The organism is Streptomyces sp. NBC_00572, assembly GCF_026341815.1.
In the GTDB taxonomy this organism is placed as follows: domain Bacteria; phylum Actinomycetota; class Actinomycetes; order Streptomycetales; family Streptomycetaceae; genus Streptomyces.
In genome coordinates this window covers 6,122,609-6,146,887 of record NZ_JAPENX010000001.1, presented here as the reverse complement: position 1 = coordinate 6,146,887, position 24,279 = coordinate 6,122,609, and the positions used below count along the sequence as shown (strand labels likewise).

General features: G+C 71.1%; 18 protein-coding genes and 2 pseudogenes. 13 read left to right on the top strand and 7 right to left on the bottom strand.

The window, feature by feature from the left end:
- Nucleotides 1–125: 125 nt before the first annotated feature.
- Nucleotides 126–1,136, bottom strand: coding sequence for a universal stress protein (locus tag OG514_RS27985; RefSeq protein WP_266899488.1), 1,011 nt, complete (start codon nt 1,134–1,136; stop codon nt 126–128).
- On the bottom strand, nt 1,133–2,038 hold the full coding sequence (locus OG514_RS27980) for a universal stress protein (RefSeq protein ID WP_266899486.1): 906 nt from the start codon (nt 2,036–2,038) through the stop codon (nt 1,133–1,135). The genes OG514_RS27985 and OG514_RS27980 overlap by 4 nt, the downstream gene beginning before the upstream one ends.
- 224 nt (nt 2,039–2,262) lie before the next feature.
- Between OG514_RS27980 and OG514_RS27975 the strand changes: the two genes are divergently transcribed.
- A complete protein-coding gene (locus tag OG514_RS27975) occupies nt 2,263–3,126 on the top strand; it encodes a universal stress protein (protein WP_266899485.1) in 864 nt (287 codons plus the stop codon).
- Nucleotides 3,127–3,488: 362 nt separating this feature from the next.
- Here the strand turns inward: OG514_RS27975 and OG514_RS27970 are convergent, their stop codons facing one another.
- Nucleotides 3,489–4,196: a pyridoxamine 5'-phosphate oxidase family protein gene (locus OG514_RS27970; RefSeq protein WP_266899483.1), complete on the bottom strand. Its 708-nt coding sequence runs from the start codon at nt 4,194–4,196 to the stop codon at nt 3,489–3,491.
- The gene (locus tag OG514_RS27965) at nt 4,196–5,095 is read right to left on the bottom strand and encodes a universal stress protein (protein ID WP_266899481.1); all 900 of its coding nucleotides are present in this window, start codon (nt 5,093–5,095) and stop codon (nt 4,196–4,198) included. The genes OG514_RS27970 and OG514_RS27965 overlap by 1 nt, the downstream gene beginning before the upstream one ends.
- A gap of 371 nt (nt 5,096–5,466) precedes the next feature.
- Between OG514_RS27965 and OG514_RS27960 the strand changes: the two genes are divergently transcribed.
- Complete coding sequence (locus OG514_RS27960; protein ID WP_266899479.1) at nt 5,467–6,066, top strand: CBS domain-containing protein; 600 nt, start codon at nt 5,467–5,469, stop codon at nt 6,064–6,066.
- 43 nt (nt 6,067–6,109) lie between these two features.
- Here the strand turns inward: OG514_RS27960 and OG514_RS27955 are convergent.
- A pseudogene (locus OG514_RS27955) lies at nt 6,110–6,289 on the bottom strand (DUF1918 domain-containing protein); the annotation flags it as partial.
- A 247-nt stretch (nt 6,290–6,536) separates the two neighbouring features.
- Between OG514_RS27955 and OG514_RS27950 the strand changes: the two are divergent.
- The 10 genes from OG514_RS27950 (at nt 6,537) to OG514_RS27905 (ending at nt 17,987) form a co-directional block, all read left to right on the top strand.
- A complete protein-coding gene (locus OG514_RS27950; RefSeq protein ID WP_266899477.1) occupies nt 6,537–7,214 on the top strand; it encodes a CBS domain-containing protein in 678 nt (225 codons plus the stop codon).
- Nucleotides 7,211–9,013, top strand: a complete 1,803-nt coding sequence (gene acsA, locus OG514_RS27945; protein WP_266899475.1) for an acetate--CoA ligase — start codon at nt 7,211–7,213, stop codon at nt 9,011–9,013. The genes OG514_RS27950 and acsA overlap by 4 nt, the downstream gene beginning before the upstream one ends.
- A gap of 651 nt (nt 9,014–9,664) precedes the next feature.
- The gene (locus tag OG514_RS27940) at nt 9,665–10,135 is read left to right on the top strand and encodes a hypothetical protein (protein ID WP_266899473.1); all 471 of its coding nucleotides are present in this window, start codon (nt 9,665–9,667) and stop codon (nt 10,133–10,135) included.
- A gap of 9 nt (nt 10,136–10,144) precedes the next feature.
- Nucleotides 10,145–11,086, top strand: coding sequence for a serine protease (locus tag OG514_RS27935; protein WP_266899471.1), 942 nt, complete (start codon nt 10,145–10,147; stop codon nt 11,084–11,086).
- A gap of 17 nt (nt 11,087–11,103) precedes the next feature.
- Nucleotides 11,104–12,261 carry a serine/threonine-protein kinase gene (locus tag OG514_RS27930; RefSeq protein WP_266899469.1) on the top strand — a complete coding sequence of 386 codons (1,158 nt, stop codon included), beginning with the start codon at nt 11,104–11,106 and terminating at the stop codon, nt 12,259–12,261.
- Between the two features lie 446 nt (nt 12,262–12,707).
- A complete protein-coding gene (locus OG514_RS27925) occupies nt 12,708–13,466 on the top strand; it encodes a hypothetical protein (protein ID WP_266899467.1) in 759 nt (252 codons plus the stop codon).
- A gap of 302 nt (nt 13,467–13,768) precedes the next feature.
- Nucleotides 13,769–14,776 carry an endonuclease/exonuclease/phosphatase family protein gene (locus tag OG514_RS27920; protein WP_266899465.1) on the top strand — a complete coding sequence of 336 codons (1,008 nt, stop codon included), beginning with the start codon at nt 13,769–13,771 and terminating at the stop codon, nt 14,774–14,776.
- A 40-nt stretch (nt 14,777–14,816) separates the two neighbouring features.
- Complete coding sequence (cseB, locus tag OG514_RS27915; protein ID WP_266899463.1) at nt 14,817–15,602, top strand: two-component system response regulator CseB; 786 nt, start codon at nt 14,817–14,819, stop codon at nt 15,600–15,602.
- A gap of 16 nt (nt 15,603–15,618) precedes the next feature.
- Nucleotides 15,619–16,875, top strand: coding sequence for a HAMP domain-containing sensor histidine kinase (locus tag OG514_RS27910; protein WP_266899461.1), 1,257 nt, complete (start codon nt 15,619–15,621; stop codon nt 16,873–16,875).
- Between the two features lie 113 nt (nt 16,876–16,988).
- A complete protein-coding gene (locus OG514_RS27905; RefSeq protein WP_266899459.1) occupies nt 16,989–17,987 on the top strand; it encodes a D-alanyl-D-alanine carboxypeptidase family protein in 999 nt (332 codons plus the stop codon).
- A 264-nt stretch (nt 17,988–18,251) separates the two neighbouring features.
- Here the strand turns inward: OG514_RS27905 and OG514_RS27900 are convergent.
- Nucleotides 18,252–18,575: pseudogene (locus OG514_RS27900) on the bottom strand (PucR family transcriptional regulator); the annotation flags it as partial.
- A 393-nt stretch (nt 18,576–18,968) separates the two neighbouring features.
- Entirely contained in the window at nt 18,969–23,192 is a 4,224-nt protein-coding gene (locus tag OG514_RS27895; protein WP_323181621.1) for a S8 family serine peptidase, read from the bottom strand.
- A gap of 91 nt (nt 23,193–23,283) precedes the next feature.
- On the opposite strand from OG514_RS27895, the gene OG514_RS27890 reads away from it, so the two are divergent.
- Nucleotides 23,284–24,237, top strand: a complete 954-nt coding sequence (locus OG514_RS27890) for a hypothetical protein (RefSeq protein ID WP_266899457.1) — start codon at nt 23,284–23,286, stop codon at nt 24,235–24,237.
- The last annotated feature ends 42 nt before the right edge of the window (nt 24,238–24,279 follow it).

Below are 24,279 nucleotides of genomic sequence, written 5' to 3'. Positions count from 1 at the left end.
CTCCTCCACGGCTCTCCGGCCTCCTCAGTACGGCAGGGGACGGCCGGACGGCGTGCGCAGGTCGAGGGGGGCGGGCCTGCAGGGACGTTGGGGCGGGGGGCTGATCAGGATGCGCCGCATGATGCTCACCTCTCCGCAGAACCCTCCGACGGACCGGGGGCGCCCTCTCGCCCCACCGTCCCGCGTGGAGGTCGTCGAGCCCCAGTGCCGAGCGGGGCAGCGGGCACAGGCCGGTCGGTCCTACCGGAACGGGACCGGTCGGCCCACGCCGGGTCGCCGGTCCGGCGCTCGCATTGCGGAAGAGGGACGGTGATCAACGGACACGGGGCACGGCGCAGCAGGCCGTGAGCCGTCGAACCCAACCGCATGCCGGAGTAGCCTCCGCGGCCTCGGCGGCCGACCACCAGAGAGAGGGCTTCCTGGGACGTCAGAGCAAGTTGTTCGACCGGGTGTCCCCGCAGGATCTCTTCGGAGACGGCGACGTCCGGATACCTCTCCGCCGAGCCCGCCATCGATTCGGCGAGCAGCCGACGCCGCTCGGTCAGACCCTCTTCACCGTCGTCGTGGGCGAGTACCGAACGGGGCCAGACCCAGACGGCCCGCAGCCGTGCCTGGCGAAGGCTCGCCTCCTCGACGGCAAAGGTGACCGCGGCCTGGGAGGACTCGCTTCCGTCCACGCCGACGACGACGGTCGGTGGGTGCACGGTGGTGTGCTCAGGTGCGCGGATCACGACGACGGGACAGTCGGCCCGCGCCGTGAGCGGGGCGACCACGGAGCTCTCGCTGAACATCTCGGCCGGCCTGCCGAGACGACGCGAGCCCACGACGAGGACTGCGGTGTGCTCTGCCATGTCGAGCAGCACGACCGCCGGCACACCGTTCACGCGTTCCGTCGCGATCCGCAGACCGTTGTGCAGTTCCCGGACAAGGTCCTCCGCGTTGGCGAGCGCCGCCTCCGCACGGGTGCGCAGGGCGCTCTGGTGGGCGATCGCGTCGTACCGGAGGGCATCGTGGGCAGGCGGTACGGCGACGACCAGCCGGAGCACCAGTCCTCTCCGTACGGCCTCGTCGGCGGCCCAGACGAGAGCGGGGACCGACTGCTCCCGGGGGTCGACTCCGAGCACTATCTCGTTCATGTCTCCTCGACCCGGGTGGCGAAGGCAGGTGGGACGATCTCCACCGGGCAGTGGGCGTGGTGGAGCAGGGTGTGGGCGACTCGCCCCAGGGAGGGGCCCACGCCCAGGGCGCGGTGTTGTCTGCCCATCACCAGCAGATCGGTGTGGGCACTCGCCTCCACCAGGATCCCGGGCGTGCTCGTGCCCGTCTCGACGTGATGGCCGACGGTCAGGGTGGGGTAGAACTCCTGCACGAGGTCGGCGAGCGCCTTGATCTCGTGCACGCGCTGCCGCGCGATCTCGTCGAGGTCGTCCAGCATGGTCGCGACGCTGCCGACATGGGTGAGCACGTTCCAGACGCTCACCAGCCGCAACGCCGCCTTGCGGGCCTCCGCCTCGGCAGCCGCGACGAGCAGCCAGCCCAGATCCGAAGCACCGTGCACGGCCGCTGTCACCGAGCCCGACGCCGGCCGGTCACGGTCGCCACGGACCACGATCACGGGCACTTCGGCGCGGGCCGCCACACCCAGACCGACGGATCCGAGCATGAGCGCGGAGAAGCCTCCGAGCCCCCGGCTGCCCACCACGATCGTGCCTCGGTTCCCGGCGGCCGCCCGGAGACCGGCGACCGGCTCCTGGCGACTCAGCTCCTTCGTGACGGCGAGCTCCGGAAAGAGGTCACGGACCACGCTCGCGGTCTCGGTCAGCAGGTCGCGACCCGCTTCACGCACCGACTGGATCGTCTCGGCATTGGAAAAGATGGCCCGACGGTCGGTGTCGGCGGCGTGCACGAGATGCAGGGACCGCCCCCGTCGGTCCGCCTCGTCAGCGGCCCACAGCACGGCCGCGCGCGCGGAGGGGGACCCGTCCACTCCCACGACGACGTTGCCGAACTCCGGTCGGGCCGGGATCGCGCTGGTCATGGTTCCTCCTCCGGCGTGCGCCCCGGGCTCGGGAGCATGTCCCGAAGGGCGACACCTCCCACGCTGACATCGTGGCGGCCTCCTCGGGATGGGCCGTTCGGCCCCGATCGAGCCCTTCCCGGCCCTGCTGCCGGAAGCGACGTGGCACCAACCTGAAATGCGAGATGTCCTGTCCGATCCGGGCCCGGATAGGGGCGGAAAGGACTCGATGAGGGAGGCACGCCATGACAGCCCAGGTCACCGTCGGTCTGGACGGCTCTGATGAAAGCCTCGCCGCCGCCCGTTGGGCCGCGACGCAAGCGGCGCTGCGGGAAGTGCCCCTCAGGCTGGTGCACGTGGAGGAGTGGCCGGCCCTGCCGGAAGTGCCCCTTGCGTATGCCCGCACCCTCGCCCTGGACGAGCGGACCGAGAGGTTGATGCGAGAGGAGACGGACCGAGCGCGGAAGAACCATCCCGACCTCGAGGTCATCGCGGAGCGTGCGCATGGCCGGGCAGCCGAGGAGCTGAGGGTCGCCGCGAACGAGGCGGATCTGACGGTTCTCGGTTCGCGCAGGCTCGGCGGCGTCCGCGGCTTCCTCGTCGGCTCGGTCTCCCTCGCCGTCGTCGGCGCGGCGCGACAGCCGGTCGTCCTCGTACGCGCGATGGACGAACGGGAAGCTCCCGAAGGCGGCATCGTGGTGGGCGTCGACATCCACCACCCGTGCGAAGCCCTGCTCGCGTTCTCCTTCGCCGAAGCCGCCCGAAAGGGCACGCCGCTGCGCTTCCTCCACAGCTGGACGCTTCCCGCTTCGTACGGCTACGCGGCCGTCATGGACCCGGGGATCGGCAAGGAGCTGGGCCGCCACCTCCTCGGGGGGCTGGACGACCTGCTGGAGCCGTGGCGGAAGCGGTACGCGGGCGTGGAAGTGGAGGCCGAAACGGTGGTGGGCTCGCCCGCGTACCAGCTGGTCGAGGCGTCACAGACCGCGCAACTCGTCATCGTGGGACGCCGGAGTCGGAACGTCCCCCTCGGCCCGCATCTGGGCCATGTCGCCCACGCGGTCATCCACCACAGCCCCGCGCCGGTCGCCGTCGTCCCCTTGATGTGAGAGGACGACGGCGGCGCCTACTCGGACTGCGACTCGCGAACCCGGGCGCGGAAGACGCGCCACCGTCGCGCATGAGTTGGGACGGTACCCGTCGTTGGCGACGGTCCGGCGCCGCTCCCCGAGCAGGTCGGCCGGGCAGGGTCGGCAGCCAGGCCCAGCCATGTCCCACGCTTGCTCCATCGCCCCGGCCAGCCAGACACCTGTCTACGCAAGGTCGTCCGCCAGCTGCCGACCTCACGCTTCAGCCTCTGCACTTCGGCCGGCTCCCCCCTCCCCCTCCGTGAAGAGAATCCCCGACTCCACGGTGAGCCCGGGGCGCGTTCAGGTCCTCCGAGCCGACGAACGCGATCGCCGACGCCCGCTCACTCAGCGGCCCCTGACGGCGCGCCGGGCGCGCCCGGCACCTGGATGCGCCTTCCGGTCACCCGGCGCGGCGAGAGCGTCACCACGGTGTCCCGCCCTTCCCCAGCCCACGGCGCCGAGTGGACGGCATCCTTGATCCTCCGCACCTCGGTCTCCTCCGACACCGTGCGTGCCTGACCGACAAGGAGGACGCTCCAGCCCTGACTGAAGGCTTCGTCCAGGTGGTCCTCCTCGAAGGCGATCTCCACCCCGGACGCCGAGGCGCGCGCGAGGGTCGAGTCCGCAGCAGTCATGAAGACCACACTCCCGTCGACGACCTGGTAGTTCACGGGGAACACCATCAGCCCGTCCCGTCCTTCGACGGCGACCCGGCCGACGCCGTGCCCGTCGAGCAGCTCCCAACACCCGGCCTCGCCGATCTCCTCCATCCGTGCCCGGTACCCGGCGCGGGCTCCTCCGGGTGCGAGGTCCGCCGTGTACCCGGTGAGATCCTGGACGGTGGTCTCCAGTGCGTTCGCGAGCCGGACCAGGAACTCGATCCCCGGGGTGGGCACCTGCTCCTCCACGTAGGCGATGTAGCCGGGCGTCGAGCCGGCCCGTTCGGCCACGTCCTCCCAGGACAGGCCGAGTCGGGTGCGCCTGGCCTCGACGCGGCGGCCGAGGTCGCTCGTGGCGTGCGAGGCACGCGGGTCACCGTTCGTGTTCATCACACGTCTCCTTCCGTGGTCTCCGGACGCCGCTGGGGTACGACGGCGACCGGACACGAAGCGTGGTGCAGGGCGCGGTGGGCGACCCTGCCGAGCTCCAGGCCGACGAGGCCGTCACGGCGCCGCGCACCGACGACCAGCAGGTCGGCGGCGGCGGAGCGCTCGGTCAGGACCTTGTGGGCGGGGCCCTCCACCGTGCTCCTGCGCAGGCGCACTTGGGGATGTTCGGACGCCGCGGTCTCAAGGGCCTTGTCGAGCAGTTCGGAGGACCCTTCCGTGAAGTAGGCCGCCCCGGCGCGCCTCATCAGCAGGTGGTCGGCCGGTTCATGGGCCGGCCGTTGCCAGGTGCGGACGACGTCGAGTTCCGCGTCCCGGACGGCTGCCTCGCGGAAGGCGAAGCGCACGGCCGGCGAGTCGACGTCGTACTCTCCGATGCCGAGCAGGACACGCCCGTGGCGTGCTTCGAGGGCTTGCCGGTGCCCCCGGACGACGACGACCGGGCAGTGGGCCCGGGCTGCCACGACGAGGCCGACGGATCCGAGCAGAAGGTCGGCGAGTTCGCCGCGCCCGCGGGATCCGACGACGAGGATCGTGCCCTCCCGGCCCTCCCCGAGCAGCGCGGTGGACGCGTCCTGGGCGAGGACGTCCGTGGTGACGGGGAGGCCCGGTGCGCGGCGCCGGGCGCGTTCGGCCGCGGTGCCGACGATGTTCTCGGCGAGGACCTGGCCCGAGGGCCGGTCCTTCGTCCGGGCCGGCACGACACCCTCGTACCGTTCCCACAGGGAGGCATGGACGATGCGCAGCGGAAGCCCGTGCCGTACCGCTTCGTCGACGGCCCAGTCCAAGGCCGTGAGACTCGCGTCGGACCCGTCCACTCCTACCACCAGGGGTGATTCCATCGTGCCCACCGCCTTTCCGGGTCGTGAGGTGGCCTGCTGCCACGCTCGCACCGCACTGGAGTGACGAGGTAGGGCCGGTCGGTCCCAGGCCCGGACCGCCCGGTCCGCATGCGGAGGCGGCGCGGCGACACGACGGGAGGAGGGGCCCATCCGCTTCTCGCGGATCCTGATCGCGCGGTGCGCGGCTCGAAGCCGCTTCCCCGCGTCCCTCTGGCGGGCCCCCTCCTCACTTTCAGGAAAGCATCGGCAGGCGGTCCGTGCCAGTGCTGCCCGGGTCCCGACGTGCCCCTTTCGGCCCTTGCCGTCCGCCGCCCGGCGGCGAAACCCTCGCAGCAACAGGACTCGGGGCGCAGACGTACCGGAGGCCGGTCATGAAGCACCCTCGTACCGTCGACGACGTGATGACCCATGCGGTGGTCTCCGCCAGGCTCGACGCACCGGTCAAGGAGATCGTCCGGTCCATGCGGCGCTGGGGCGTGAGCGCGGTCCCCGTGCTGTCGGCCCAGGGACGAGTGGTCGGCGTGGTGTCCGAGGCGGACGTACTCGGCAAGGTTCCGGGAGAGGCCCGGGACGACGCGGGATCGGTGACGGCGGGCAGCCTGATGTCGGCTCCGCCCGTCACCGTTCCGCGCGATGCCACGATCGCCGGGGCCGCGCGGCTGATGGCGCAGGGCCACCTCAAGCGGCTTCCCGTGGTGGACGAGGACGGCCGCCCGGTGGGTGTCGTCAGCCGGGGCGATCTGCTCAAGGTCTACCTTCGCTCCGACTCCGAACTCGCCGAGGACGTGCGCCACGAGCTCCTCACGCACCTGATCCCCGAAGGTGACGCGGCACTGACTGTACGGGTCGAGAACGGCGCGGTGACGCTCGCCGGACGCCTGCCACAGTCCGTTCCGGCGGATCTGGCCCTGCGCCTGACCCGGGCGGTGCCCGGTGTGGTGGCCGCGACGGCGGAATTCACGACCTCGTAGCAGCCTTCCCGGGTCCGGCCTCTCTCGTGCCGTGCGGCGGAAAGTGCTGGACGCGCGCGTCCGGGCCCGGGAACACCTCGGTGACCCGGCCCGTGTCCGCCCATCGGACATCGAAGGGCGGAGTGCCGTCCGGATGGTGGAGCCCGACGATCTCACCGTCTCGCCCCTCGTCCCCGACCGTGGCACCACCCACGATCAGCCGGTCGCCGACGCGAGCCCACAACCCGGCGCGAGGCTTCTCCTGGCCTTGTCCTGCTCCGGTCCCGGTCATGCTTCTCGCCTCCCGGCACGAGCGCCCGGCCGCGGTCCTCCCGAGACGGGCTCTCTCGCCGTCTCCACCGTGCGTCCCGGCGGGCCCGCCGCCATAGGGGCCAACAGTCCCGGAAGGGGACCATTCGGCACTGCCCCGGGTGCGCTTCGCGCAGCAGAGTGAGAACTGGGGCGGCCGTGTCCCCTGAAGGAGGACCGTCATGCAGCACCGCACGGTTTCCGAGGTGATGACCCACGACGTGGTCACCGCAGCCCCAGAGACCCCGTTCAAGGAGATCGCCCGGCTCTTCGCCGACCACGACGTCTCGGCGGTCCCGGTCGTCGACGCCGACCGACGCCTGCTCGGCGTGGTCTCGGAGGCCGACCTGCTGCGTTCCACCGCCGAGCTCCCCGACCTGGAGGGCCGTTGGACCGGCGTCCGACTCCTATCCCAGGAGCGAGGGCTGCCCGATGCGGAGACGGCCGCCCAGCTGATGACCTCGCCGGCCGTCACGGCACAGGCGAACTGGAATCTCGTCGAGACGGCCCGGACGATGCAGCGCAAGGCTGTGAAGAGACTGCCCGTGACCGACGAGACCGGTCGCCTCGTCGGGATCATCAGCCGCAGCGACCTGCTGCGGCCCTTCCTACGCAGTGACACGGCGATCCGTGACGAGATCGAGCACGACGTCCTGGCCGACACTCTGCGCCTCGCCCCCGACACGATCCGCGTGACCGTCGACGACGGAGTCGTCGGGCTGACGGGCCGGGTCGCCGAGCGGGCCGACATCCGCGTGATCGTGCGGCTCTGCCGTTCGGTCGACGGAGTCGTCGCCCTGCACGAATCGATCGAGTACGCCTACGACAACCTCGCGCTCGACGTGGAGCCACCGCGATGAACGCCCTGTGGGTGGCACCGGTGATGCCCGACTACGACAGCGCCCGGGCCGTCTTCTCCTGGCGACGGGAGCGGTCCCGGCTCGCCGGGCTGCCGGACGGCGGCATCAACATCGGATACGAGGCGGTCGACCGGCACCTGCGCGAGGGCCACGGCGAACAGGTCGCGTTGCGCTGCATCGCCCGCGACGGATCCGTCCGGACGGTCAGCTTCGCCGCGCTCGCAGCCGAGAGCTCCCGCTTCGCGCACGTTCTGGAGACGCTCGGACTGGAACGCGGCGAGCGGGTGTTCACCCTCCTCGGCCGCCGGTTCGAGCTGTACAGCACCGTCCTCGGAACGCTGCGGGCCGGCCGGGTCGTGTGCCCCCTGTTCAGCGCCTTCGGGCCCGAACCCGTCGCACTGCGCATGAAGCTGGGCAACGCCCGGGCGCTGGTCACGACCCAGGAGCTGTACGAACGCAAGGTGGCCCCGGTACGGTCCCGTCTTCCGCACCTGCGGCACGTCCTGCTTCTCGACCCCGGGGCCGACCCGCCCCCCGACACCCTGTCCTTCCCCGCCCTCACGGCCTCCGCGCCGGACGCGTACACAGTGGGACCGACCGATCCGGCGGAACCGGCACTGCTGCACTTCACCAGCGGCACGACAGGGACCCCCAAGGGCGCGGTACACGTGCACGAGGCGGTCCTCGCCCATCACGTCACCGCCGCCTACGCCCTGGACCTGCACGAGGGCGACGTCTTCTGGTGCACCGCCGACCCCGGCTGGGTCACCGGCATGTCGTACGGCATCATCGCCCCGCTCACCCACGGTGTGACGACCGTCGTCGACGAAGGGGACTTCGCCCCCGCTCGCTGGTACCGGATACTCGCCGACCAGCACGTCACCGTCTGGTACACCGCGCCCACCGCGCTCCGCATGCTCATGCGGGCCACACCACGCAGCGGCGAGCCGACGCCCGCCGCGCGGCACGACCTCTCCGCGCTCCGGTTCGTCGCGAGCGTCGGGGAGCCATTGAACCCCGAGGCTGTGCACTGGGGCCGGGAGGCGCTCGGGCAACCGGTCCACGACACCTGGTGGCAGACCGAGACCGGTGCCATCATGATCGCCAACTTCGCGGCCGACCCGGTGCGGCCCGGTTCGATGGGCCGACCCCTTCCCGGTATCGAGGCCGCCGTCCTGGCATGCGGCGAGGACGGCCGGGCGGCCATCACCGGCGGGCACGTCCAGATCCTCCAAGAACCCGGCGCCCAGGGCGAGCTCGCCCTACGGGCGGGCTGGCCCTCGATGTTCCGGGCCTACCTCCACGAGCCGCACCGTTACGAGGCGTGCTTCGCGGCCGGCTGGTACCTGACCGGCGACCTCGTCAGCCGCGACGCCGACGGCTGGTACTGGTTCGTGGGCCGCGCCGACGACGTCATCAAGTCCGCGGGGCACCTCATCGGACCATTCGAGGTGGAGAGCGCGCTCATGGAGCATCCGGCGGTCGCCGAGGCCGGTGTCATCGGACGCCCCGACCCGCTGGCAGGCGCGATCGTCAAGGCGTTCGTGCTGCCGCGCCCCGAGTATCCGCCCGACACCGAACTACGGCGCGACGTCTTGGCATTCGCCCGCCGGCGCCTCGGCCCGGCTGTGGCCCCCCGGGAGATCGAGTTCGTCGAGGATCTGCCCCACACCCGCAGCGGAAAGGTGATGCGCCGCCTGCTGCGGGCCCGCGAACTGGGCCTGCCCGAGGGCGACGTGTCGACCCTGGAGACACCCGAACCGGCCGGGACGGCCGAGCTCTCCGAGAAGGAACCGTGATGGCCACCGCACACGGCGGTACGTCCGCCGTAACACCGAAGACGAAGCGCCCCCGTCGCGCACGTGGACCCACGACGCCCTCCCGCACTCCTGCGGTGGCCCACGACCTGGACCTGCTGCTGAGAGTTGAGGCGAGGCGTGCCTCTTGGGGCAGAACGAACGGAACCATGTAGAACCCGCACCACGCGCAGTGCGTGGCCGACGGCACGGGGACTTCCGACTGCGTACGTGAACCGAACTCGATCAGCTGCCCATTGCCCTCCTCGAAGAGGTAGATCAGGTCGCGGCCGACATTGCCCTGCGGCGTCTCGACGACGACGTACACATGAGGCTCCCGGACCGGAGTCCGCCGGAGGAACGCCAGAGCCTGCGCCCGGTCCGGACCGCGGTAGACGTGGTAAATGGCTTGGGGATGCTTCTCGGTCCCCACGAACCGGATGGCCTGACTCTCCGAGTTTCCGCTCCGCGAAGGGCTCATTCACCGCAGGCCACTTGAGCGCCATGGTGACGACCAGACAGCAACCGGGCGTCCAGGGGACAGGGAGGACCCGACGGGGTAGAGGGAACAACAAGGAGAGCGGTCAGCGGTCGTACGGCCGACTTCCCGACACTGAGGCGGGTTCGGGCAGTTGCAGCATGCGAGGGGGGCTTGTGCCTGGAATCGGGAACACGGGTGACGAGGCGGGCGAGGAGCCTGGGGATGCGGCGGCGGCGGGCGCGCCACTCGCCGGGACGGCGCTCGTCGTCGCGGTCACGGTCATCGCGCTGTGGATCGGGCTCCTCGCCTGGCTGGCCTTCAACGCCGACGCGAGCGACGTCACCTGGTCACGTCTGCTTGTCGTCCTCGGGTCCGTGGAGGCCGTCGCGTTCGCGGCCATCGGCGCCTTGCTCGGTACGACGATGCAGCGGCAGCGGGTGGCGGACCTGACCGCCCGAACCGAGGCAGCCGAGTCCCGCGCGGACGCCAACGCGACAGCGGCCCTCAACGGCCACCGACTGGCGGCGGCGGTCCAGGCAACCCGCGCCCCCGGGAGCGGGTCAGACACGGAACAGCTGTCGGCCGAGGGCCGATCCGGCAAGGATCCCCTGCTCGAACTGGCCAACCGGCTGTTCCCGGACTGAGGCGTCGCAGTGGACACCATCGGAAGGCTGGTACGCGATGGTGAGCCCGTCGGAACCGCCTTCGTCCTCACCGCCGACGGGCTCGCCGCGACCGCCGCTCATGTCCTTGCGCCGCACCCCGCCGCGCAATGGACCTTCGAGCCCATCGCCGCGCCCGGAATCTCGCTCCCCGTCGACTGCTCGCTGCCCTCGGACCGCGCGACCGACGTGGCGCTCATCCACGTACGCGAAGCCGACGACTGGAAGCCGATGACGCTCGCCTCGCATACGAGCGCCACCCCCGGCGCCCCGGTCCACCTGCGCGGATTCGCCACGTCCCGCGACTACGACTCCGGTGTCGGCCACTACGTCGGCGCCACGGCGCAAGACGGCAGGTCCTGGGTGAAGGTGAGCTGCCGACACGCCCAGCCGGGCATGAGCGGCGCACCGGTACTGCTCACTGGGACGGGCAGCGTCATCGGCATCGTGTCGGCGCGCCTCAACTCGGGGCACTGGAACCGCGACAGCGTGCTGCTCGCCCCCGCCGAGCAGCTCGTCGCGCTCGCCCCCGAGCGCCTGCGTCTCGCCGCACCGGTCCACCGGTTCGCCGATGGCACCCTTCGGTTGTCGTGGCTGCGCGACGGTGCGAAGGAACTCATCCTGGAAACCGACGACTTCACCGTCTCGCTCGGCCGCAACGCACACAATCGCGTGTGCCTGCCGGACCACCGCGACAGCCGCTTCCACGGCCATCTCACCCTGATCGGTACGACCTTGACCTACCGGCACTTGGGTTCCCACCCCGCGTTCCTGGCCGGCGCCACACGCCAGTTGAGGCTGGCCAAGGGGGACACCTGTCCGGTCGGGGACAAGGACCGGCTGAGCGTCGCGAGTGGAACGATGCTGGTGGAGTTCTCCGCGCCCGACCTTTTCGACCCGAATGCGAGCGTGACGCCTGAGGCACCCGAGTGAAAGGGAGGAATCATCAGGTGGACCCCGACACCGACCTCACGGCCGATGGACCGTACGAACCGCCGCCACCGCCCGCGGGAGCACCTGCCGCCATCGGCGAGGTGCTGTCCGGCCGCTGGTCGGTGGCGGAGATCCGCCGCGGCGGGCAGGCATGGGTACTTATCGTCGACGACCTTGAGCGCGGAGGCCGCCGCGCGATCAAGACCCCGCTGTCCGACGCACTCGTCGGCGACGGCGAACTCGCGATGTTGCTCGCGCTCGAACCGCACCGGCACATCGTCACCACGCTCGACGTCATCGATGTGCGTGGGCGGTCGGGCATCGTCTTCGACTACGCGCCCTCGACCCTGACCGACCTGATCCGGCTGCGGCACGGGCCCGGACTCGCCGGAATCCTGCAGCAAGTGTGCGACGGCATGGCTCACCTGTCCAACGTCGTCGAGGTCGCTCACCTCGACCTCAAACCGTCGAACGTACTCATCGACGACACAGGTCGGGCCAAGGTCGCCGACTTCGGCCTGGCCCGGCAGGTGCGTATCCAGGACGGACGCTTCGCGAGCGCGCGGGGCGGCACCTGGGCGTACGCCGCGCCCGAGGTGCTGCGGCGGGAACCCTGCGACACCCGCGCCGACATCTTCTCCTTCGGCGTGCTCCTCTACGAAGCGTGCACGGGCAGGCTCCCCTACTCGTTCGCCCCGGCATCCGACCCGGTCACCCAGCAGGCGCAACTGCTGGACTACTACGCGTCTCCAGGCCCGGAACGTCGTCAAGAGGAGCTCTATTACTGGGGGCAGTCCGAGCCGACCGAGGTACCCGTCACCCCACCCGGGGAGGGCATCAGCATCCTCGTGTCGAGCTGCCTGCAGCCACACCTGTCAGAACGTCCTCAGTCGTTCCGCATGCTCGCCGAGATGCTCGCCAGAGCGGTCCAGAGCCCGCCGGTCGACTCCCCGCGGATTCCCCTGCCCCAGATCGACCAGCAGCGCAGGGCGCTCTCGCTGGCCCAGGTGCTGATCCGGCTCGGCCGGCTCGGCGAGGCCATCAACCAACTCAACCGGCTGCTGGCCACGCCACTGCCCCTGGCGCTCTTCGAGACGGTACGTCAGACCGCTGTGCAGGCGCTGACCAGGGCCGGGCGGCATGCCGAAGCGGCCGAACTAGCGGATTGGCGGTGATCTCCATGCGGCGATTCGAACTGTCGGAATGGAAGCGAGGCCCGCACCTCACGGACCTGCGGCACACGGTGGCGGGACTCCTGAGGGAGGGACGACACCGTACGGCGCTGGACGAGGTCCTGCGCCGTCTGCGCCATGACCCGGAAAGCACCGACGGGCTGTTCGTGGCGCTCACGGTCCTGGGCCAAAGCCGCACGGCACGCCTCACATCTCCCGAGCCACCGACCGACATGCAGTGGCAGAGCGCGCTGCTGGCGCCGATCACGACGGAGTGCTCGTCCTGTGACGGCCGCTGGTACTCGACTCACACGGTCCTGTATGCCACCAAAGGCGTGCGTATCGACGTCACGAATCCCCTTGGCCTTCAATGCCAGAACTGCCGGTACACGCTGTGCAGGGACTGTTTGAAGGGGAAGCGGCCGCCCTCATACACGAACCCCGTCGACGTGGCGGAACCGGTCGGCGGCTTCTGCGCCAACGCCGGCTGCGGTGCCGAACTCCTGAAGACGCCCGTACTGCCCACTGGGCGCCATGACGTGACACCGATGGATCCCGACACCATCGAAGGCGTAGTCGTCGTCCGGGACGGCCCCATCCGCCCGACGACGGACGAAGCCCTCGCCGTAGTGACCAAGTTCCTGCCCCTCATCCCTGATGACGCGCCCCTCCTCCACATCCGCAGGGCCGGTCCCGGCACCATGAGCGACGACTCGACCCGCGACGGACTCGTCCAGTCCCTGCTGCTCGACCTGGAACGCGAAGGCGTGCTGGTCCCCGCCGCCTGGGGACGCTCCAGGCACATGCACGTCCTGGCCGGCCCCGCGGGGGACGCCAACTACCTGATCAACGTGGTGTGCAAAGGAAACCGGCTCCCGTCGCCGACTGCCTCGCAGGGCGGCGCCCGCTGGAACGTGTACACGTACCTACTGCAGGTTCTCGCCGACAACGGTGTCTGGAGCCTGCTCCTCGACCCGCACACCGGCAAGCCCTTCGACGGCGTTCTCGGCGCCGTCTCGGCACCGGTCGAGATGCTGCCCGACATCGCCCAGGAAGTCATCGACCGCTTCGCCGACATGCCGCGGCGCCGCCGCGTCGTGTTCTTCGAGGGAGACCGTACGCAGCAGAAGCTCACCACGGACGACGTGTACGGCGTCGTCATGGAAGGCAGCGCGGCCCTCCTGCCGTACTCCGAGGGGTCCGCGTGAGCCCTCCGGGCGGATTACACGAGCGCATCCCGGAACCCTCACCGGCTCCTCCTCGGCCCCGTCCTGCGCGCCCGCCGCGTCCGCGGATCTCGGGCACCCGCGACATCAGCACCACCACGGCCAGGGCGAGGCACGCCGCCGAACCGACGTAGACGACTTCCCAGGAATCAGCTCGGGTCGATACGTACCTGAAACAAAGCCGTGGGGCGCTCGAAGCAGTGATCGGGTCGGCTGGAAGCGTGCCCACGCGACTCTGTGCCCGTACCCGATTCCCGGTGTACGTGATGCCGGAGGCCTTTGTCATGTTGAGCACTCCCCACCGCCCCAGTCCCGCCACCCGAACGGGGCCCGCCGACCCGCCCCAGGATGGTGCCGGGTCGCGTGAAGCCCGCGCACGCGCGGGCCGTCGCGGACGGCTGATCGCCTGCTTCGCGCTCTGCGCAGCCCTGCTGATGGCGCTGCACGCCCAGATCCCCAACGGGGTCGGCCAGCTCGGCAGTCTGTTCGAGACCTTCCTGCCGTGGGCTGGGCTGAGCGTTCCGGTGCTGCTCACCTTCGCGGCGGTTCGACGCTCTCGGATCGCGGCCGTCGCCGTGATCGCGCCCGCGGTCGTCTGGGGCTCACTCTTCCACGGTGTGGTGGCCGACAAGAGCTCCGAGGGCGGAGACCTGATCGTGGTCACTCACAACGTGGACGAGGCGAACCCTGATCCCGAAGGCACCGCCCGTGCCCTCGCCCGGTCCGGGGCACACGTACTCGCCCTGGAAGAGCTGTCCTCCAAGAGCACACCCGCGTACGAGCGTGAGCTGGCCGAGGCCTACCCGTACCACTCGGTACACCTCGGCATCGGGCTGTGGAGCACGCACCCGCTGCGCCGGGTGGAACCCGTACCGATCATGCCCTGGACCCGTGCGGTACGGGCCACGGTCGACACCCCCCAAGGACCCGTTGCCGTATTCGCCGCTCACCTCGCGTCGGTACGGGTAACCCCCCTCGGCTTCGCCACAGCCCGCCGCAACGAGGCGGGAAGGAATCTCGCCGAGGCCGTGCGGGCCGAACGACTCCCCCGAGTCATCGTGATGGGCGACTTCAACGGGACGAACGAGGACACTGCGCTCAGCTCGCTGACCTCACAGTTGCGCTCCGCACACAGCGAAGCGGGCGCGGGCTTCGGCCTCACCTGGCCGGCATCGTTCCCGTTGGTGCGCATCGACCAGATCCTCGTCCGGGGAGTCAGCCCTGCCTCCTCCTGGTCGCTCCCGGCCACGGGCAGCGACCACCTCCCCATCGCGGCCTCGCTGCGGCTGTGACCACGCCACCCGACCCTCTGACTACGATGACCAGGAACATATGCCCACCCATGAGCAGATTGGTGGTATGTCGGCCATCCGAGTACCAGGCCCCGTCAGCGTCCTCGTCGTCGAGGACGACGCCGTCATCCGCCGCGCCGTCCAGCTCTTCCTGGAGCGCTACGGCTATCAGGTCGCAGTGGCCGGGGACGGCCTCGCCGGCCTGGAGGCATTCCGAGCGGACGCCCATGATCTGCTGATCCTGGACGTCATGCTGCCCGAGCTCGACGGCATCGGGCTGTGCCAGCGCATCCGGGAGGAGAGCCTGGTACCGATCCTGATGATGTCCGCCCGCGGCGACGCCCTCGACGTCGTCGCAGGCCTGGAAGCAGGCGCCGACGACTACGTCGTCAAACCCGTCGACACCGCCGTCCTCGTCGCCCGCATCCGCATGCTGCTGCGCCGCGCGAGCTTCAGACGACCCGAAGAGGCCGAGAAGCCGCCAACCCGCTCCCCGGACACTCACGTACGCGCGGCCCAAGCCAGTGCGGTGACCCCCGGAGTGCTGGTCTTCGGCGACCTGACCGTGAACACCGTCGGTCTGGAAGTGCACCGCGACGGCCGGCCCGTCCCGCTGACCCCCACCGAACTACGCCTCCTCCTGGAGTTCGCCGCGGCACCCGGCATCGTGCTGGACCGCCGACGTCTGCTCCGCGATGTCTGGGACTACGGCTGGGAAGGAGACTCCCGGGTCGTGGACCTGTGCGTCCTGCGCCTGCGCAAGAAGATCGGAACCGGCCGGATCGAGACCATCCGCGGCTTCGGCTACAAACTCGTCCGCGACTGAGAGACCGAACCGGCCCATGGCACTCCTCAACCCACGCGCCCTGCGCTGGAAGATCGCGGCCTTGACCGCGGCCGCCTGCTGCGCGGTGGCCGCAGTGATCGGCGTACTCGTCCACCAAGCCATATCCGAACGCGGCGACCGCACCGGCGAGCAGCGCGTCGCCGCCCGCCTGACCGCCGCGGAGCGGGAGTACACCCGCACGGGCACGACACCTCTCGACGTCGAGATCAGTTCCCCCCAACAGCTGGAAGCGCCCCTCGCACACGCACTGGCAGCCAAGAACCCGAACGATCTGTACGTGACCTGGTACGACCGGAAACCCCCCAACTGGTACTGGCTGTGGGCAGCCCAGCCCGTCGCCGGCAACCGGGTACTCGTCGCGCGGACGGACATGAGTACCGAGGTACGCAGCCTCCAGCTCCTGGACCGCAGCATCATCAAAGCCGTGCTCGCCGCCCTCGCCGTCGTCGTGCCGCTCGCCGCGCTGGCCACCGAACCGATGAACCGCCGACTGCGCCATGGTTCCCGCACCGCCCGGGCCATCGCCGACGGCGACCTCGACGCCCGGATCGGCTCCCGCGGCCGAGCCCGTGACGAGATCACCGAGATGTCGGCCGCCGTGGACGTGATGGCCGGAGCCCTGCAGCGCAAGCTGGAGAACGAGCGGCGGTTCACCGCGGACGTCGCCCATGAACTGCGCACCCCTTTGATGGGCCTGTCCACCGCCGCAGGACTGCTCCCGCAGGACGACGAAGCGGCGGAACTCGTACGCGACCGGGCCCTGGCACTGAACGGCCTGGTCGAGGACCTCCTGGAAATCTCCCGGCTCGACGCGGGCGCCGAACGGGCCCGGACCGACGTCGTACCCCTGGGGGACCTGGTCGCCGACGTCGTGCGCCGGACCGGGACGCAGACCGTCGTCACGACCAGGGACGCCCAGGTCGTGGAGACCGACCCACGAAGGGTGGAGCGGATCGTGGTCAACCTGGTGACCAACGCACACCGGCACGGAGCCACCCCTGTCGAGGTCACCGTCACCGGCACGCGGATCGTCGTACGGGACCACGGACCCGGCTTGCCCGCCACGCTCCTCGCCGAAGGACCGCAGCGCTTCCGTACGGGAACCTCCGAGCGGGGACGCGGCCACGGCCTCGGACTCACCATCGCGCTGGGGCAGGCCGATGTCCTCGGAGCGCGGCTGACCTTCATCAACGCCCCCGACGGAGGCGCGACCGCCACCCTCGACCTGGCCTCGATCCAGTCTGAAACGTAACCGCAATACGACCCCGCGGCGACGGAAACAGGGGCGCACGAGACCGGAAGCACGGGCCCTCGAAGGTGAATTCAGGTGCGGGATCCGCACCAGACCCGCCTGGGAGGTACCCCATGTCCGACAGCCCCTGCCGTTACCGCCCCCGTCTCCGCCGGCCCGCCGCCCTGTACTTGTCCGCCGCCCTCCTCATGAGCGGCACGGCCGGCTGTTACACCTTCGGGGGCAAGGACCTCACCAGCCTCGGCGGAGAAGAGTCCTCCAGCCTCGGCGTCGCAGGCACCGAACCGGATGCCGCCCTGAGCCGGGCGATGGACCTGCCGTGGCCGACAGAAGGCCAGGCGAGCGCGGAGGTCGAAGGCGTCGGAAGCCTCGGGACCCAAGGCGAACAGACACCCGTGCCGATCGCCAGCATCACCAAGGTCATGACCGCGTACGTGATCCTCACCGACCACCCGATGCCGGCGGGGAAGCAGGGCAAGACGGTGACCGCCGACCAGCAAGCCGCCGACGAGTCGTACTCCTCAAGCGAATCGACCGCACCCCTCGTGGCTGACCGCGAATACACCCAGCGCCAGCTCCTGGAGCTCATGATGCTGCCGTCCGGCAACAACGTCGCCCGGCTTCTGGCCCGCTGGGATGCCGGAAGCCAGGAAGAGTTCGCCAAGAAGATGAACAAGGCCGCCTCGAAGCTCGGAATGGACCGCACGGTCTACACGGGAGCCTCGGGCATGGAGCCCAGCACGCAGAGCACGGCAACCGACCAGCTGAAGCTGGCCCGCGCCGTCATGAAGAACGAAGCCTTCCGCCAGATCGTCGCCACACCCACCGTCACAGCCCCCGGCGTCGGCGTGCAGATCAACAACAGCAACCGACTCCTCGGCCAAGACGGAGTGATCGGTCTGAAGACCGGCTCCTCCACCCCGGCCGGCGGCAACCTCATGTGGGCCGCCACCAAGGAGATCGAAGGAACCTCCCACCTCATCCTCGGTGTCGTCCTCCACCAGCAGGCCGGCACCAACCCCACCCAGGCCATGGCCGCCGCCTTCGACGCGAGCCACACCCTGATCACCGCCATTCGCAGCGCCCTCCCACAGGCCCTCGCGGGGCCGTGAACGGGCCTGAGTGTCCCGCCGTTCGACGGTGTTGCGGTGCGCGTAGAGGTTGGCGGCCGCCCGGGTGGTGTTGAAGCCGCACTGCACGTAGGTGAGGAGGGCCTGCCGAAGGGCGGTGTCGGCTTCGGCCAACGGCCCGAGGGTGTTGATGACGAACCGACGTGCGCCGACACCGTCCTTCGTGAGCGCGTCGATCAACTCGACGTCGGCGTAGGCGGTGAATCGCCGGTCGGACCCGAGCCGGGCCACCAGCGCCTGCGCCGCGAGGGCGTCCTGGTGGCTGGACCGGAACCCTTCGAGTCCGCGCCCCGGCCTTCCCACCGCCGCGCGGACCTCGTCGGTCGTCGCGAGGTCCTTCTCCACGTGGTGAAGGTCCGGGACGGCCTCCCCCGAGAGCCAGATCCACCGCGACGTGGCGCTGGCGCGCGCCACCAGGGCGCTCCGGCCGCCGCCGGCGGCGGAGCGCACGGCAGAGATCGCCCGGTCCAGGGCATCGGCCTGCTCGGGAACTTCGATCCACAACACGAGGCCCACGTGCCACCGCGCCATCCGGTAGCGCAGGCGCCCTTCGACGAGGTCCTCCGCCATCGGTGCCCCACTGGCGATCAGCTGGATCAGTGCGATCCCCTCGGCGTCCGTATTGCCCATCGCCGCGGCGAGGCCGGCTTGGCGCAGGGTCGCGACCGCGTCGAGGGCGTACTGCACCAGCGACTTCACCGTCACGTCCAGGACCCCGACGAGAAGGTCGGGGCGCTCGTCGGCCTGGCCGCCGCCGGACGGATCGACGTCGGTCCGAGGATCAACAGCACCCCATGGGCAGCAGACGGTCTCCTGCATGAGAAGACCGCCCCCTTCGTCCGAAGGACGAGGGGGGCGGCCAAGCCGAGGGCGCTGGTCAGCGTGGGTACCGGACCCGGGACCTCCGGGCCGGGTCGGCGCTCGCGCCGGTCATACGGTCACACTCGTCATGCTCGGAGTGGGTCAGCGGCGCAGTTTCAGGCGGTGTACCCCGCCGTCGACCGCGCCGACGTAGAGCGTGCGGCCGTCGGGGGCGGCGGCCAGCTTGGTGGTGTCGGTGTTCTGCAGACCGCTCGAGATGTTCTCCCAGGTGAGGCCATTGTCGGTGCTGCGCAGTACGCCCCGGCCGCCCTGGACGAGTCCGGACGCGGTCGAGCGGGCGGTGGCCGCGTAGAGCGCTCCGTTCACCCGCAGCAGGTCCGAGACGTGGACCGCGAGCGGGCCGGTGTCGGCGGTGTGGAAGGTCCTGCCGTCATCGGTGCTGACCCGGACGGACGATCCGCCGACGACCAGGCGTCGGCCTTCCGCCACGATCGCGGAGACGGGGCCTTCGGCGACCTTGGTCTTGGTGACGCCGCCGTCGTCCGAGCGGTAGAGGCCCGAGGCGTTGCCGAGCCAGAGGCGCCGCGGGTCGCGCGGGTCACCGGCCATGACATCGAAGGACCTCTCGTGGAAGAGGTTCTTCCACGTCCTGCCGCCGTCGGACGTCGAGAAGAGCCCGTCGCCGAAGATGCTCCTGAAGCTGATCGCCACCCGGTCCGGGTCGGCGGGGTGTACCAGGATCGAGGTCGGGATCTCCGACGACGTGCCCTTCACCTGCCAGGTCCGGCCGGCGTCACCGCTGCGGGAGACCTCGAAGAGGCCGGTCGCGGTACGCCGGACCTGCCACACCACCTTGGTGTCCTGGGGCGAGACGGCGATGTGCGAGGTGAGACGACCGGTCATGCCCTCCGCCCCGGTCTGGCCCCACTCGGGGCCGGTGACGGGGATCGCGGTGCGGTAGGTGCCGCTCACCGTTCCGGCGAGCAGCCGGTCGCCGCTGGCCGCGAGGGCGAAGGTGGTCAGGCCCTGGACGCCGATCCTCCGGTAACCGGTGCCGTCGGCCGAGCCGCGGTACAGGCCGTCCTGTTCGCTGGACACGGTCACCGAGCCGTCGGCCCAGCGGTCGTAGTCCATCGCGATGGCGGCCTTCGAGGGGGCGGGCACGGCCTTCCAGGTCCTGCCGTGGTCACGGCTCACCTGCCCGGCGCCGAACAGCGCGCGCAGGTACAGGTCGCCGCCGGAGGCGGACAGTCCGTTGCCGCCCTCCGCCAGGGGCAACAGGGTGGACCAGGTGCGGCCCTTGTCGTAGGAGCCGCGGACGCCCGTACCGGGGACGTAGGCCGCCACCACGGTGGAGTCGGCCGTCATGCCGCGGATGGTGTTCACCGGCTCGTCGAGGACGAGGTGCGCCGTACCGGGGTCGCCCTTGCCGACGCCGTCGATCCGCCAGACGCTCTCGAAGGTCGCCAGATACAGGGTGTCGCCGACGAGGGTGGCGTCGCGGACGTCACCGGTCACGCCGGTGGGGTACGTCGCCCAGCTGTCGCCCGCGTCGGTGCTGACCAGCAGCATGCCGTCGACGATCGCGGCGAGGGTACGGGTCTGCTCGTCCGCGACGAACTCGTCGATGTGCGCGTCGGGCACGTCGAGCTTCCGCCAGGTGCGGCCGTTGTCGTCGGTGCGCAGGATCGTGCCCCGGCGGGTGGGATCGGCCGCCGTGTTCACTGCGTACCACCAACGATCGGGGCGGCGGGCGTCGACCACGACCGCTCCGGTGCCGTTGCCGTCGGCGATCGGCAGCCTGCCCACCTGGCGCCAGTGGGCGCCGCCGTCGGTGGTCAGCCAGGGGGCGGCCTTGCGGAACTGGGTCACGACGGCCTGCTTCGGCCGGGCGGGCGAGAGAGCGACGTGACCGGCCTCGCTGTTCGGGCCGATGGGCTCCCAGCGGTCGCCGCGGCTACCGGCGGGGGTGACCTCGAAGGCACCGGTTCCGGTGATCCGCCGGCCGTCGGTGGTCGTGGCCCGCACGGCCAACCGGTAGGCGCCGGCCGCCTTCCCGGTCACGTCGGCCTGGTAGTAGCCGGCGCCGTTCATGGTGGTGGGCAGCGTGAAGGCCTTGCCGTGCGGCGGCGTGACCCTGATCTCCGGCGGCGCGTTCAGGGCGGCCGGGGCGGCGATGTGCACGGTGGAGCGGCCGTCGCTCGGGTCGGGGGACGCCTGGACGACCAGATGCCGGACGACGAGCAGGTACGGCACCCGGAGGGCCGGGCCCCGCGCGGGGGTTGCCGTGATCCGGCCGCTGATCTCCGTGTCGCCGGCCGGGCGGTCGGCGCGCAGGGTGACGGTGACGGTCGCGGACCCCCCGGCGGGGACGGTGACCCGCGCCGGGGACACGGTGGTGGGCCCGGTACTGCCGAGGGTGACGGTCAGCGGCTTCTTGTCGGGGTTGGCCAGGCGTACCTTCGCGGTGCCGCCGACGGTCCGGTCCGCCAGGTCGGCGAGGCCGAACGACACACTCGTCGGGAAGGCGGTGAGGGTGGCCGACGCCGCGGCGGCCACGTCGAGCCGTCCGTTGCCCTGGACGGTGGGGCCGGTGCCGGCGAGCTGCTTCGCGGTGCCGACCAGTGCGGACCTGACCTCGTCGGGGTCCTGTTCGGGGCGCAGTTGGCGCAGCAGGGCGGCGGCTCCGGCGACGTGCGGGCTCGCCATAGAGGTGCCCGACATGCGGTAGACACCGGGTTCGTACATCGAGGTGGGGATCGAGGAGCGGATCTCCACGCCGGGTGCGACCAGGTCGGGTTTGAGCCCGAAGCCGGTGCCGGGTCCGCGCGACGAGAACGAGGCGATCTCGTCAGTGGAGTCGGTGCCGCGCAAGGTGACGGACACCTTTCCTGCGGCCAGTTCACGGCTCAGCTGGGCGTACTGGGTCGTGTCGATGCCCATGACGACCAGGCGGTCCATGCGCAACGAGTCGCCGGAGGCGGCGGTCCGGGCGAGGTCGGGGCGGGCGGGGGTCTCCCGGGCCTCGACCGTTCCCCGGGTGGCGGCGAGCACGGGTCCGTCGTGGGTCGGGAGGCCGCCGAGCACGGCGACCGCGCCGCGTCGCTCGGCTTCGCGCGCCCAGTCGATGTCGCTCTGGCTCAGGACGTCCGTACTGGGGGCGACGAGCATGTCGGCCCGCACGATCTTGCCCCGTACGTCACCGATCCGCTCCCAGTCCTCGGCGGTGCCCGCGCCGACGTCCACGAGCGGCGCGGTGACCGGCTTCAGGGGCGGGTTCGCGGACAGGACGCCTCGGTACGTCTGGATCAGTTCGGGCTCCTTGCCCGCCAGGTACGCGCTGGGGATCCGCAGCCCGCTGGTGGAGGCGCCGACCGCGATGACGCCGTCGGCCGACGCCGGTGTACCGACGGTGCCGCTGCCGGGTCCGTCGTTGCCCGCCGCCGCGACGACGACCACTCCGGCCCGCACGGCGGCGGTCGCAGCACGGCCCAGCGGGTCGGTGCCGTCACCGGGGCCGCCGAGGCTCATGTTGATGACGTCGGCCGGGTGGGGATTGCTCGGATCGGACGCGGCCTCGATGCCGGCGATGATGTCGGAGGTGTAGCCGCTGCCGTCGGCGCCGATGACCTTGTAGGCGAGCAGGCGGGCGTCGGGCGCCATGCCGGTGACGCCGCCTTCCCTGGCCGCCTTGCCCGCGATGATGCCCGCGACGTGGGTGCCGTGGCCGTTGTCGTCCATCGGGTCGTCGTCGCCGTTGGCGAAGTCGAAGCCGCCGACGACCTTGTGGCCCTCGCCGAAGCCGCCGCCCAGGTCGGGGTGGCCGTAGTCCACGCCGCTGTCCAGGACCGCCACGACGGTGCCCTCGCCGGTGGCCTTCACCCCGGCCGGGTCCTCGCGCTTCCAGACGTCGGGCGCGCCGGTCAGCGGGACGCTGGTGTCCGTGCGCACCTGTATCCGGGTGTCGGGCCGGACGGTGATGACGCCCGGCAGCGCGGCCAGCCGTGCCGTCTCGGAGGCGGGCACCGTCATGGCCACGGCGTTGACGAGCAGGCCGAGTTTGCGGGGTGCGGCGGGGTGCAGTCCGGCATTCCGCACCGTCCCGACGAAGGCGTCCTGCCGTGCCGCCAGGGCCCGCCGGGCGTCGCCGACGGCGGAGGTGGTGCCGGCGGCCTGGGATGTGAGCGAGCCGCCGGGGGCGGCTGCGACGGCGGCATCCCCGGACAGTTCGACGATGACCCGCTGGTTCGGGTCGGGTGACTTCGCGGTCGCGGTGCCGGGTGTCGCGGTGAGCGTCCCGGCCAGCGCCACGGTGGTGACCGTGGCGGCCACCAGACGTCGGCTTCTTCGTGGGTTCTTGGCCATGGGGAGAAGTCCTAGCGCCGAAGTCACTCTCCGTACAACGGATCGTGGCGGCCCATTGCTGCACCTGGCACAAGTGGGCCAGGATCCGCATATGACGAACGAGCTCACCGCGGCAGGCATCGATCCGTTCGACGAGAGCGTCTACCGGGCCGTGTTGACCCGGCGTACGGCGGCCCCGGCCGAGCTCGCCGCCGACCTCGACTGCTCCCCCCTCCGCGCCGCCAGGGCGCTGGACCGGCTGCACGACCACGGCCTGGTGGGGCGCCTCGCGGGGGTCCGCCGCCGGTACGCGGCGATCGAGCCGGGGGCCGCGGTCGAGTCCCTGGTACGGAACAGGACGGCGGAGTTGGACCGGGTCCGTTCGGCGGCGGGCGAGCTGTCCCGCCTCTTCGCCGCGGCCCAGGCCGGTACCGCCGGGGAGGACGAGGTGGAGATCGCCACCGGCCGTGAGGCGCTCGGCCGTTGGTTCGTCCGCCTCCAGCAGGAGGCGCGCGAGGACGTCATGACACTGGACCGACCGCCGTACGCACTGACCACCTCCAACCCGGTGGAGAGCACGGCGCTGGGGCGCGGCGTGCGCTACCGCGCGGTCTACGCCCCCGAAGCGCTGGAGTGGCCAGGGGTGCTCGAGGACATCCGCGGACTCGTGCGCCGTGGCGAGCAGGCCCGGGTGATGCCGGGCCTGCGGATCAAACTGGCCATCGCGGACCGCCGGCTGGCGCTGATGCCGCTCTCTCTGGACCTAGACGGCGTGCGCGCTGCGGTCATCCGCCCCTCCTCGCTGCTCGACGCTCTAACCGACTACTGGGAACTGTGCTGGAAACAGGCCCTGCCGCTCGATGTCCCCGCCGAGGACCCGCTCGGCGAGGAGGATCGCCTGGTGCTCACCCTGCTGGTCAGCGGCCTCAAGGACGAGGCCATAGCCCGCCAGCTCGGCTGGTCGGTCCGCACGATGCGCCGGCGCATCAGCCGCCTCCACGAACTTCTGGGCGCGGTGAACCGCTTCCAGGCCGGTGTCGTCGCGGCACGCCGCGGTTGGATCTGATCGCCACGTCACGGGCACTCGCTCCCCATCAGTCCGTTCGGG

What these genes read in the sequence shown, in the direction of transcription:
- OG514_RS27985 (WP_266899488.1), bottom strand. Translation starts at nt 1,136, where the DNA reads ATGAACGAGATAGTGCTCGGAGTCGACCCCCGGGAGCAGTCGGTCCCC.
- OG514_RS27980 (WP_266899486.1), bottom strand. Translation starts at nt 2,038, where the DNA reads ATGACCAGCGCGATCCCGGCCCGACCGGAGTTCGGCAACGTCGTCGTG.
- OG514_RS27975 (WP_266899485.1), top strand. Translation starts at nt 2,263, where the DNA reads ATGACAGCCCAGGTCACCGTCGGTCTGGACGGCTCTGATGAAAGCCTC.
- OG514_RS27970 (WP_266899483.1), bottom strand. Translation starts at nt 4,196, where the DNA reads ATGAACACGAACGGTGACCCGCGTGCCTCGCACGCCACGAGCGACCTC.
- OG514_RS27965 (WP_266899481.1), bottom strand. Translation starts at nt 5,095, where the DNA reads ATGGAATCACCCCTGGTGGTAGGAGTGGACGGGTCCGACGCGAGTCTC.
- OG514_RS27960 (WP_266899479.1), top strand. Translation starts at nt 5,467, where the DNA reads ATGAAGCACCCTCGTACCGTCGACGACGTGATGACCCATGCGGTGGTC.
- OG514_RS27950 (WP_266899477.1), top strand. Translation starts at nt 6,537, where the DNA reads ATGCAGCACCGCACGGTTTCCGAGGTGATGACCCACGACGTGGTCACC.
- acsA (WP_266899475.1), top strand. Translation starts at nt 7,211, where the DNA reads ATGAACGCCCTGTGGGTGGCACCGGTGATGCCCGACTACGACAGCGCC.
- OG514_RS27920 (WP_266899465.1), top strand. Translation starts at nt 13,769, where the DNA reads ATGTTGAGCACTCCCCACCGCCCCAGTCCCGCCACCCGAACGGGGCCC.
- cseB (WP_266899463.1), top strand. Translation starts at nt 14,817, where the DNA reads ATGCCCACCCATGAGCAGATTGGTGGTATGTCGGCCATCCGAGTACCA.
- OG514_RS27910 (WP_266899461.1), top strand. Translation starts at nt 15,619, where the DNA reads ATGGCACTCCTCAACCCACGCGCCCTGCGCTGGAAGATCGCGGCCTTG.
- OG514_RS27905 (WP_266899459.1), top strand. Translation starts at nt 16,989, where the DNA reads ATGTCCGACAGCCCCTGCCGTTACCGCCCCCGTCTCCGCCGGCCCGCC.
- OG514_RS27895 (WP_323181621.1), bottom strand. Translation starts at nt 23,192, where the DNA reads ATGGCCAAGAACCCACGAAGAAGCCGACGTCTGGTGGCCGCCACGGTC.
- OG514_RS27890 (WP_266899457.1), top strand. Translation starts at nt 23,284, where the DNA reads ATGACGAACGAGCTCACCGCGGCAGGCATCGATCCGTTCGACGAGAGC.